The organism is Vibrio sp. B1Z05, from assembly GCF_052955985.1.
Genome location: NZ_CP130464.1, coordinates 950,163 through 962,029, shown reverse-complemented (window position 1 = coordinate 962,029; position 11,867 = coordinate 950,163). Strand labels below are relative to the sequence as shown.

General features: G+C 41.5%; 9 protein-coding genes and 1 pseudogene. 4 read left to right on the top strand and 6 right to left on the bottom strand.

The annotated features are described in order from the left end of the window. Positions 1–54: 54 nt before the first annotated feature. Positions 55–216: a CCGSCS motif protein gene (locus QV280_RS16820; RefSeq protein WP_023404238.1), complete on the top strand. Its 162-nt coding sequence runs from the start codon at positions 55–57 to the stop codon at positions 214–216. Between the two features lie 487 nt (positions 217–703). Here the strand turns inward: QV280_RS16820 and QV280_RS16815 are convergent, their stop codons facing one another. Next, positions 704–2,155, bottom strand: a complete 1,452-nt coding sequence (locus tag QV280_RS16815) for a catalase (protein ID WP_152820136.1) — start codon at positions 2,153–2,155, stop codon at positions 704–706. A gap of 561 nt (positions 2,156–2,716) precedes the next feature. Between QV280_RS16815 and QV280_RS16810 the strand changes: the two are divergent. Together QV280_RS16810 and QV280_RS16805 are read left to right on the top strand one after the other, a co-directional pair. Further along, a pseudogene (locus QV280_RS16810) lies at positions 2,717–3,619 on the top strand (homocysteine S-methyltransferase family protein). After that, complete coding sequence (locus tag QV280_RS16805; RefSeq protein WP_367869554.1) at positions 3,606–5,141, top strand: BCCT family transporter; 1,536 nt, start codon at positions 3,606–3,608, stop codon at positions 5,139–5,141. Before QV280_RS16810 ends, QV280_RS16805 begins: the two are co-directional and overlap by 14 nt. 100 nt (positions 5,142–5,241) lie before the next feature. On the opposite strand, the gene QV280_RS16800 is transcribed toward QV280_RS16805, so the two are convergent. From QV280_RS16800 to hisC, 5 genes are all read right to left on the bottom strand, one after another. After that, a complete protein-coding gene (locus tag QV280_RS16800; RefSeq protein ID WP_152820134.1) occupies positions 5,242–5,877 on the bottom strand; it encodes an HD domain-containing protein in 636 nt (211 codons plus the stop codon). A gap of 223 nt (positions 5,878–6,100) precedes the next feature. Further along, positions 6,101–7,693, bottom strand: coding sequence for an alkyl hydroperoxide reductase subunit F (gene ahpF / locus QV280_RS16795; protein ID WP_152820133.1), 1,593 nt, complete (start codon positions 7,691–7,693; stop codon positions 6,101–6,103). Between the two features lie 173 nt (positions 7,694–7,866). Next, positions 7,867–8,424, bottom strand: a complete 558-nt coding sequence (ahpC, locus tag QV280_RS16790; RefSeq protein ID WP_023404232.1) for an alkyl hydroperoxide reductase subunit C — start codon at positions 8,422–8,424, stop codon at positions 7,867–7,869. 514 nt (positions 8,425–8,938) lie between these two features. Continuing rightward, positions 8,939–9,715 (bottom strand): ABC transporter substrate-binding protein, encoded by a 777-nt coding sequence (locus QV280_RS16785; RefSeq protein ID WP_023404231.1) that lies wholly within the window; start codon positions 9,713–9,715, stop codon positions 8,939–8,941. A gap of 14 nt (positions 9,716–9,729) precedes the next feature. Further along, positions 9,730–10,806, bottom strand: a complete 1,077-nt coding sequence (gene hisC, locus QV280_RS16780; RefSeq protein WP_152820132.1) for a histidinol-phosphate transaminase — start codon at positions 10,804–10,806, stop codon at positions 9,730–9,732. 150 nt (positions 10,807–10,956) lie between these two features. Between hisC and QV280_RS16775 the strand changes: the two genes are divergently transcribed. Then, the gene (locus tag QV280_RS16775) at positions 10,957–11,838 is read left to right on the top strand and encodes a LysR substrate-binding domain-containing protein (protein WP_023404229.1); all 882 of its coding nucleotides are present in this window, start codon (positions 10,957–10,959) and stop codon (positions 11,836–11,838) included. Positions 11,839–11,867 lie beyond the last annotated feature (29 nt).

Here is an 11,867-nt window from a genome sequence, read left to right as displayed (position 1 = left end):
GTTTCTGCCATAACGTGTAGTGAATGAAAATTAATTAAAGAAGAGAACTATATTATGACATTTTCAGTGAAAAAATTATTTGCCAAAAAAGACGAGCAAGCAACAAACGCTGCACTTCAAACACAACAGAATACAGAAACAGATGCAAGTACTGAGAAAGAAGCGCCTAAGAAAAAACACGGTGAACCAGGTGTTTGTTGTGGTTCTTGCTCATAATTGCTAGCTGTTTGGCAGATTAAAGTGATAAACCAAAGCCATCTGGCTTTGGTTAGACTTTATGAGCAAAGGTAAAACAAATAGGAAAATTAATCGAGACACCCATAATCTTTAGCTACGTATCGTCACCAAGCTAATAGCTTCTAAATACCCGCAATTACACTATCATCCTCATTAAAAAACCATATAAATCATGTCCTTGAGTCGATACTGTCTCTGAGGTATAGCCAAATTTATTCCGCTTTAAATTATCCCCTTAGAGAATTAATCAAGACACCCACAATTTATTCCCCTAAATTTTTGCAAAACATCGAACCGTAAATCATCAAGTTCTACTTAAACACAAAAGCCCCACAAGTCAGAAACCTGCAGGGCTTGATCATTCATTCTAAAGATATAAATACCTTAGATTAGATCTATCACCATAGAAGCAAAAAGCTTTCTTCTAGGCTAAAGATCTGAAAGAGTTCTTCAAACATAAGACTCCTTATAGATTGATATCTTCGATGTTGATTTCCATCGCTTTAGCAAGACCTTCGCCGTAAGCTTTGTCTGCTTGTAGCGCGTGGTTGATGTGCTTGTGTTTGATTGGTAGCGATACGCCAGTCATAGCGCGCGCTGTGTTTTCAAACAAACGTTGTTGCTCATCAGCGGCCATGATGCGGAACAGGTTACCTGCTTGGGTAAAGTAATCATCATCTTCACGGTGATCCCAATGTGTCGCAACACCTTGTAGCTCAAGAGGTGGCTCAGAAAACTCAGGTTGTTCTGCCCACTCTTTGTGTTGGTTTGGCTCATAACCGATGGTTGAACCAAAGTTACCGTCAGTACGCATTGCGCCATCTCTATGGTAGCTGTGTACAGGGCAACGAGGTGCGTTTACCGGAATTTGGTGGTGGTTTACACCTAGACGATAACGTTGAGCATCACCGTAAGAGAACAAACGACCTTGTAACATGCGGTCAGGTGAGAAACCAATACCTGGTACAACTGCAGCAGGGTTAAATGCAGACTGCTCAACTTCAGCAAAGAAGTTTTGTGGGTTTTTGTTCAGTTCAAACACACCAACATCATGCAGAGGGTAGTCGTCATGTGGCCATACTTTAGTTAGGTCAAATGGGTTGTAAGATACTGTTTCTGCATCTTTTTCTGGCATGATCTGAACTTGTAGATTCCATTTAGGGAAATCACCGTTCTCAATGCTTTCGTATAGATCTTTTTGATGGCTTTCGCGATCTTGACCAACTAGATCTTGTGCTTCTTGGTCAGTTAGGTTTTTGATGCCTTGCTGAGTTTTGAAGTGGAATTTAACCCAGTATCTTTCGTTGTCAGCATTGATGAAGCTGAACGTGTGGCTTCCGTAACCGTGCATGCAGCGGTAGCTTGCTGGAATACCGCGATCACTCATTACGATAGTGATCTGGTGGAGTGCTTCAGGAAGAGAAGTCCAGAAATCCCAGTTGTTTTCTGCGCTACGCATGTTAGTTCTTGGATCGCGTTTAACCGCATGGTTAAGATCTGGGAATTTTAGAGGATCACGCAAGAAGAACACAGGAGTGTTGTTACCAACAAGATCCCAGTTACCTTCTTCTGTGTAAAATTTTAGTGCGAAACCGCGAATATCACGCTCAGCATCGGCAGCGCCACGCTCACCTGCAACCGTTGTAAAACGAGCAAATAAGTCTGTTTTCTTACCAATTTCAGAGAAGATATTTGCTTTGGTGAATTTTGTGATGTCGTGGGTAACAGTGAAAGTACCGTATGCACCAGAGCCTTTTGCGTGCATACGACGCTCAGGGATCACTTCACGATCAAAATGTGCCAGTTTCTCTAGGAACCAAACATCTTGTAGTAGTTGAGGGCCACGTTTACCTGCAGTCAGTACATCTTGGTTATGAGCAACAGGGCAGCCAGCGGCAGTTGTCAGTTTTTTTGTCATAATCATTACCTTTATTGTTATAAGCGAAGCCAGTTTTAGCCATTAATGTAAACATAATTCACACAAATAGATAACCGACCAAGTATTGATACAATATATCATTATCGTTCGTGATTGTACGGTTTTTTGCGTTAATCCCACATAAAAAACATGGAAAGATTATCAATATAAACCATTGAAATATCTGTTTTTTATGGTAGATGTTATTTTTTATTCACCTAGTTTCTGAGTGTTAACAAGCATAAAGCCCTACAAAAAATACGTTTATTACAAAAGGTATTTTGTTGCATTTCTGTAATAGATCAAGGGGTTTTTTCAGTAAATTAGCGATTTTGTTAAAATTGAGACTTAGAGCGATTCTCGTTTGAGTTTTTATGTTTTATTTGTGATTATCTAACGTTTATTTTGTTGAAAAATTTGAATGATGATTGCTGTTGTTTGAAATAACGGCGTTTAACCTGAAATTTCTTCATGTTGCGCCTGAATGTATTTCACTATCTATAAGAGAGAAGTTTGTATTAAATATAAGGTTTCCAGTTAAAGTTGTATGGAACCTTCAAAATGAAAGATTTAACTATTCTCGATGGTGGTATGGGGCGAGAGCTAAAACGAATTGGCGCACCTTTTTCACAACCATTGTGGAGTGCTCAAGCACTTATCGAATCACCTCAGCATGTGTCCCAAGCCCACCAAGGTTTTGTGGATGCGGGAGCTCAAATTCTCACAGTTAACAGTTATGCGTGTGTCCCTTTTCATCTGGGAGAAGAGCTTTATTCAACACAAGGTTTTGAACTGGCAAAAAAAGCGTCTGAAATAACAAGAGAAGTTGCTGATAAAAGTGCGACAAAAGTGCTAGTTGCTGGCTCTATTCCACCTGCTTTTGGTAGTTACCGCCCTGATTTGTTTGAAGTTAATGAAGCTCGCGTTATTTCTCAAACGCTGTTTGATGCGCAAGACAAAAATGTAGATCTATGGCTGGCAGAAACCGTCGCGAGTATTGCTTAGTTTGAGATGATCAGTGAGGTGCTTTCAGCAACGGACAAGCCTTGTTATTACTCTTTCACTTTGCAAGATGACGCCTCAACAGAAGCAAAATTACGCTCTGGTGAATTAGTTGTTGATGTAGCCAAAGCCGCATGTAATGCCGGCGTTGACGGTATTTTCTTTAATTGCTCTGTTCCAGAAGTGATGGAAAAAGCCATTGCGATAACTCATAGCGTGATTAAAGAAACTGGCGTTGATGCAGTGATTGGCGTTTTTGCTAATAGCTTTACTCCCATTACTGAAGGGCATGAAGCCAACGATACCATTCAGTCAATGCGTGAACTCTCTCCGGCGGATTATCTAGAGCTTGCTAAATCTTGGTATCAAGCAGGCGCCACTATTATTGGAGGATGCTGCGGTATTCAACCTTCTCATATTGCCGCGCTAGCTAAATGGAGAGATGACAGTGAAGAATCTTAATTTTGGTTTAGCGATTCCTGCCATTATTCTCGTCATTGTTTTGCTGTTTGTTTCGGCTTTGTTTCCTGAACAATCCCAAGCAATGGCAGGTGGGGCGATGACTTTTGTGACTAACTGGTTTGGCTGGTTAGTTCAAATTGCCAGTTTAGCTCTGGTTGCCTTTCTACTTTGGTTAGCGTTTTCTAAGCACGGCAATATTAAATTAGGTGACGATAAACCTGAATACAGCAACTTTACCTACGGCGGCATGATTTTTACAGCCGGTGTTGGTGCGTCTCTGATTTATTGGGGTATCGGCGAGCCGATGTATTATTTGCAGGCTCCGCCTTTATTTGCTGAAGCTAATAGTTTCTCTGCCGCGGCGTGGGCGGTGACTTATTCAATTTTCCACTGGGGTATTACTGGTTGGTCAATTTATTGTTTCCCTGCGATTCCGTTTGCTTATGCATTTTACGTTAAAAAACAGCGTACTCTTAAGTTATCTACCTTGTGTGAATCGGTTGTAGGTACTAACCCTGTAGTGGCAAAAGCGATTGATTTACTGGCAATTTTTGGCACTTTGGCCGCGTTTGCTAGCTCTTTATCTTTAACGGTTACGTTGTTAAGTACTGGTGCGGCGGATCTTTTCGGTATCGAAAATGGCTTGTTGTTGCAAGGCGGCATCATCTTACTGTTTGTGGTGGTGCTACTGTGCGTAATGTTGGTGGGCTTCAACAAAGGTATCAGTAAAGTTTCAGACTATACGGTATTGATGGCGATTGGTTTTGCGTTGTTTGTGCTGTTTTCAACTAATCCGCAGTTTATATTGAACAACTTTACCGATTCACTTGGCGTGATGTTCGATAGCTATTTCAGAATGTCTATGTGGACTGACCCAGTACAGCAAAGTGGTTTCCCACAAAGCTGGACTCAATACTACTGGTTCTGGTATTACGCTTACCTCATCATGATGGGTTTATTCATCACTCGAATATCTCGCGGTCGTACTATTCGCCAAGTTATTTTGTCGACCATTTCTATGGGGTCGCTAGGTTGTGCTTTCTTTATCTCAATCTTTGGTGGCTATGCAGTTTGGGCGCAAATGTTAGGTGGACTACCTGTTCAACAATGGATGAGTGACGGTGGATTGACCTTTGCGGTGGTTTCATTGATTAAAACCTTACCGGCTAAATCGTTTATTTTAGGTCTGTTCCTCATTATTCAGTTCTTCTTGATGTTGACAACAATGTCGAGCGCCAGTGTTGCAACAGCAATGTTGACCACAAATAGACTTGAGCTTAATGGCGACCCGGATAATAAAGTGAAGCTATTGTGGGCAGGTGCGATTGCTTTAATTAGCTTTAGCGTTTTCTTAGCGGGTGGCGGCATTAACACCATTAAATCACTGTGTGTTGTAGCGGGATTACCAATGATGTTTATTTATGCCATTTTGGTTAAACATCTACTGCACGAGCTTGGAATATTGAAAACAGCAGAGCAAACTAAGCAGGCATTGTCTGTGCAGGAAGCTGCGACTGAGTAAGTTTATTTTTAAATAACGTTAAATTTAGAACTTTAAATGACCGCCTCAATATTGTTTATTGTCGGCGGTCATTTTGTATCTGACAGAGAGACGTTAAAGATCAGAGGATCTCTTGCCTAAGCTGATTTAAGTATTGGCGCATAAAAATCGCCCGCTTATTCGCTTCTTTTTGCCCGGCTTTGGTATTCATTGTTTTGGGCAATTTAAACAGCTTTGTAAAGAAATGGTCGATGGCATAGCGATGATCATCTAACTCTCTTTTTTCTGCAAAAGGGTCGTTATCAGAATATAACTTTCCTTCAAAACTGCTACTGACTTGAATACAGCGCGCAATCCCTATCGCGCCGAGTGAATCTAAGCGATCCGCATCTTGTATTATCTGTGCTTCTAGACTGGTTGGCACAATATCAGCGCTAAAACTGTGCGCAGCAATAGCATGATAAATAGCTTGATAAGTGTGAGCGGGATAGTCGATAGAGATCAAAAATTGCAGCGCTTTATCTGCGGCAAGTTGTGAGCTGAGATGACGCTCAGCGTGATTTTTAGGGTAAGTAAAACAGTCGTGTAAATAAGCAGCGGGTATGATTACCCACAGATCGGCTTGTTCTTGCTTTGCTAATATTTTTGCGGTGCAGACTACCCGTTTGATATGCGACATATCGTGGGCAAGATCATGGGTGGCACTATTAATTAGGAAGTCTTTAAAGACGGGTTCGAAATCTGTGGCTAGTGTCATCTATTGCGCTCGGTTAGATAGGTTTTATCATCATAGCTTAATTGAGTGGGCGCTGTTTATAGCAAGAAGATGATTTCGATATTGAGATCACGCAAGCATAAGAGTGGTTTACATTGGGTTGTATTGGTGAGTTTAAAATAGCAAAGGCCTGGCATTGAGTGATGCCAGGCCTTTTACAGTTGAGGATTTGTTGATAGTAATTACTTACTTTTGCTCTCGGTTATTATGCAGTTTCAGTATTTTTTACCGGTGCTGGGTTGCGAATCAGGTGGTCAAATGCACCTAGGCTGGCTTTTGCACCTTCTCCCATAGCGATGATAATTTGTTTATAAGGAACGGTAGTCACATCACCGGCCGCAAAAACACCTTTCATTGAGGTTGCGCCATGTGCATTGATTTCTATTTCGCCGCGTGGAGATAGCTCAACTTTAGTCTCTTTTAGCCATTCGCTATTTGGCATTAAACCAATTTGTACGAAGATGCCTGCAAGTTCAATTTGCTCAAGCTCGTCAGTATTACGGTCTTTGTATTCAAGACCGGTTACGCGGTTTCCATCACCAAGTACACGAGTTGTTTGTGCCATTTTTATGATTTCAATGTTTGGCGTCGAGTTTGCCTTGTCGATCAATACTTGGTCAGCGCGCAATGTATCGGCAAATTCCAGAACCGTAACGTGCTTAACAATACCTGACAGGTCGATAGCCGCTTCGATGCCTGAGTTACCGCCACCGATAACGGCCGTGCTCTTACCTTTAAATAGTGGACCATCACAGTGTGGGCAGTACGCGACGCCTTTGTTGCGGTACTCTTGCTCACCAGGGACGTTCATTTCACGCCAGCGTGCACCTGTGCTAGTTATCACTGTACGTGCTTTTAGTGTTGCGCCGCTTGCTAGCTCAACATGGATGTAGCCGTCTTCAGTTTCTTGCGCATCGATAATATTGGCGGCACGTTGCTCGGTAATCACTTCAACGCCGTATTCTTTTACATGCTCTTCTAGGCTTGCGACAAGTTTAGGGCCGGTCGTGGCTTTGACGGAGATAAAGTTCTCGATTGCCATGGTATCCATGACCTGACCACCAAATCGCTCTGCAACTACGCCAGTACGAATGCCTTTACGCGCAGCATAGATAGCCGCAGAAGAGCCAGCAGGGCCGCCGCCGACCACTAATACATCAAATGGCGCTTGTTTATCTAAGCTTGCTGCTTTTTTCTCTGCAGCACCTGAGTCTACTTTGTTTAGTATTTCAGCAAGCGACATACGGCCTTGACCAAATAGCTCGCCGTTCACAAATACGCTTGGCACTGCCATGATATCGCGAGACTTCACTTCCTCTTGGAAGGCAGAGCCATCGATCATGGTGGTTTTCACCAATGGGTTTATTGCCGACATCATGTTGAATGCTTGCACAACTTCAGGGCAGTTTTGGCATGATAGTGAGATAAAGATTTCAACGTTAAGTGGCTGATTAAGCTCTTTTATTTGCTCAATAGTTTCTGCATCTAATTTGATTGGATGATTACCAGTGTGCAGAAGTGCCAGTACGAGAGAGGTAAATTCATGCCCCATAGGTAGACCAGCAAAACCAATGGCTGTGCCTTTTTCTGGGTTGACCACTTGCATGATTGGCTGGCGAGTACTCGCGTTATCATCACGAACAATTTCAATTTTGTTAGTCAGTGAAACAATATCTTCTGCTAATGCTTGAAGCTTGTTAGCGGTGTCACTGCCATCAAGGCTAAGTACAAGCTGAACGTTTGTTTTTAGGTTTTCTAAGTATGCTTTGAGCTGTTGCTTCATTGCTTGATCTAACATAATTGTGCCTACTCTAAAGTTGGTAGCTTAAGGTGTCATACCTTCTTGCTAAAAAAGGGAAATATAAAAATGGGATGCAAGATGGTTAATAAGGTAAAGGTGGCACGCTTTGAACCTTTAGTAGATAAGCCAAAGCGTGCCGGTTGAACTCTAATAATATTTAGGTTCGAATTTTAGATTTTGCCTACTAGGTCAAGAGAAGGTACTAGTGTTTCTTCGCCTTCTTCCCATTTAGCTGGGCAAACTTCACCAGGGTTAGCTGCTACGTATTGTGCTGCTTTAACTTTACGTAGTAGGTCACCAGCGTTACGGCCAATGCCTTCAGCTGTGATTTCCATTGCTTGGATAACGCCTTCCGGGTCAACTAGGAATGTAGCGCGGTCTGCAAGACCTTGACCTTCACGCATTACGTTGAAGTTGTTTGTGATAGCGCCTGATTGGTCACCAACCATGAAGTAGTTGATTTTGCCGATTGTGTCAGAGCTTGCGTGCCATGCTTTGTGAGTGAAGTGAGTGTCAGTTGATACTGAATAAACTTCTACGCCGCGGCTTTGTAGTTCTTCGTAGTGGTCTGCAAGATCACCGAGCTCAGTTGGACAAACAAAAGTAAAATCAGCAGGGTAGAAGAAGAAGATTGCCCACTTGCCTTTTACGTCTTGCTCTGAAATTTCTACGAACTCACCGTTTTTGAATGCTGTAGCTTGGAATGGCTTGATTTCTGTGTTGATCATTTTGTCACTCTCTTTACTTGATTTAATGGTTAACGCTGTATTGCGTCGATGGAGTTATATTGCCTCAAGACACGGCATAGATAAATTTGAACGTTTCTATCATTACGATAGGAAAAACCTATCAAAATAAATGACGTATCGTGTTGTTTTATTTATGGGCTATGAGAGTGGTGGGGTTTTGATTGTTGTGGGTGGCACAGTAGAGGTGAGGGCTGTTGGTTTTGCTGTGTGAGCTTGTTTAACTATGTGTTTTAACAATGGGTGTCATGTTAGTGAAAGAGTGGGGTAAGGGCTGGATTGGGTTGTTCAAAGGGATTTTTCTATGGGTGGCACATTACGGCAAGATCTTTGGTGATGCTCTTTTGAGACTGTTCTAGGTTATTTTATGAAAGCTTTTAACAATGGGTGTCACGATTAATTGATAGGGGATATGTATGGGTGTCTGGTTTAATGGTTAAAAAAAAAGAAAGGTCTGACGCTATGCATCAGACCTTATGTGTAGGGATATTGGGTTTTATTTTAAGTCTGCGCCGTAAATATCGAAGTTAAAGTATTTAGAAGCAATTTTGTCGTAAGTACCGTTGGCACGAATAGTCGCAATAGCTTTGTTAAATTTCTCTGCTAAGGCTTTGTCTTGTTTTCTTAATGCAAGGGCGGTGCCTTCACCGATGTAAGCTTTGTCTGTCACAGCTTTACCTTTAAATTCAAAGCCTTTACCTGCTTCTTTATCTAGGAAAGCCAGCATAAGTTGGTCAGCATTGCCAAAGGTGACATCCAAACGACCATTTTGCATATCTAAGTAAACTTCATCTTGGCCGCTGTAACGTTTGATGGTTGCGATTTTACCAAATTTATCAGTGACATAACGGTCGTGGATAGTACCTTGTTGTACGCCAATCACTTTACCTTTTAGACCTTGCTCATCCATGCTGATATTACTATCTGCTTTGGCTACGAAGCGTGCTGGTGTTTGGTAGTATTTATCAGTGAACAATACGTGTTTTTTACGTTCTTCAGTAATACGCATAGAAGCCATAATGACATCTGATTTACGAGCTAAAAGGCTAGGAATAAGTGCATCCCAGCTTTGAGACACCCATGTACAATCAAGCTTTGCTTCAGCACATAACGCGTCTGCAATTTCAATATCAAATCCAACAGGTTTGCCCTCTGCATTTTTGTAGTTAAAAGGCGCATAGGTGAAATCTGATGCTAGACGAACCTGTTTAGCCATAACATTAGCAGAACAGAGTGAGGCGGCAAAAGTAAGTGCAAGTAGGAGCTTTTTCATTCTTATTTCCCTTTTTAGAGCGATGAAATTGAGTATTGGTTTATGAGTTGAGCGACTTCCATCATCGACTCTGGCGAGCCTATCGTGATTCTGACGCAGTTGTTTAGTGCTGGTTCATGAGATTGATTACGAGTAACAACCCCATTTTCTTTTAAGTAGTTGAAAAGCTGAGCTTTTGAGTTTGTACGAATTAAAACAAAGTTAGTTGAAGATGGATAAATATGCTCAATCCATTGATTGTTTTTGATTGCTTCAATAAAAGTATGTTTGGTTTTGATAACCTCTGAGGTGCTTTTTAACGCAATATCAACACCTTCTGCTGACAGAGCATCTAGAACAATTTTTGCTGAACAATCAGGCATTGGATAAGGAGGAATAAGTTTTAGCACATATTCCATAATGTCTTCATTTGCTAGGATGAAACCGCAACGAACCGCAGCAAGTCCAAAGGCTTTGGAGAGCGTACGAATTACAACTAGATTTGGGTATGTTGCGATAAGGTCAATGACTGTTTCCGCTAATTCAAATTCGATATAAGCTTCATCAATAACAACTAAAGCATCGTGTTGTGTTCCCTCAAGTACTGAAATTATGTCAGTACGTGATAATAAGTTTCCAGTAGGGTTATTCGGAGAGCATAAAAAGACAATTTTTGCTTGAGGTGCTTTTTGAATAATACCTTCGACATCTAATTGAAATTCTTTACCTTTTAATGGTACATCAATGGTTTCTACTGCCATTGCATCTGCACAGAACTCATACATTGCGTAGGTTGGTGAGCTAATAAGTATTTTATCTGCGCCGGGTTTACAGAAAGTTCTTACAAGTAAATCAATGGCTTCATCAGCGCCACGTACAGCTACAGCAGGAACATTGGTTTGGCAATAATTTTGATACGCGACAGCAATGTCATGAGGCAAAAAATCCGGATAACGATTGTAGTCTTCAGTGTGTGTAGCATAGTGAATACCATGCTCTAATTCGTTGGCATTTAACCACAGTCTACCTGCACCACCAATGCGACGAGCAGATTGATAAGGTATCAGTTTTTTTATGCTTTCAGGAGCGAGTCTTGCGGCTAAAGATGTCATGAGTTAAATGCTCTAAATGAATGTTAAATTAATAAAACTGCCTAACAATTCAGTTTTCAGTGTTTATGTGGCTAATTTAATCAAAAACCGTTTGAGTAAGTATCGAAATAAACACATACTAGCCATGTATTTAACTCATGGCTAATTATTATGAATACTAGACTACCCTCAACGAAAAGTTTGCAAGTTTTCCTTGCCACTGCGGAGTATTTGAACTTTACACATGCTGCTCAAGCGATGAATATGACTCAGGGCGCTATCAGTCGTCAGATACAGTCATTAGAGGAGTTCACGGGGGTTGCTTTGTTCTATCGTCAGGCTAGGGGATTAGCGCTAACTGTCGAGGGCAGTAAGTTTGTCCCGTTGGCTGCAGACATTGTAGATCGTCTGAAAAAGGCCGTGGTAAAGGTTGCAGAGCGTTCTAACAGAATAAAGCTCAATGCTCCTAGTTGTGTGACTTCATGGTTATTACCAAGGCTGATGTCATTTCAACAGGGCCACCCAGACATAGAAGTTGAGTTGACATCCAGCATTAAGCATCAACATATCCCGAATTTTGAATCATTTGATTTGGTCATAGTGTACGGAAGACCGCTTCATTCATTATCAGTAAGTGAGCACATACTTTTTGAAGAGAAATTGACTCCCATTTGTGCGCCACAACTTTGGAATAAAGTTGTTGGAAATCAGTCTCAGTGGAATGATAGTGAACTGTCTAACTTTACATGGCTACATGCTAACCCTTCACATAGCGATTGGGCTCTATGGTTGGAAAAATCCAACAATACCTCGCAAAAAGGTCAGCGAAATCAAATCTTTTCGACTTTAGACCAAGCAATGAATGCCGCTCAACAAGGCTTTGGTATCGCTATTGGGGACATCACTCTTGCCGAAGAAGACTTAAAATTAAACCGTCTAATGCGCCCATACCCTAGTCATGTTACTTCGGGACAGAGCTATTATTTGCTAAGGCCAGCAGAAGCGAAAGCACCTGAAATTGATGAGTTTATTGAATGGTTGCTTCCAGAGTGATCTATTTAATCATGCCACCCATTGTTAAA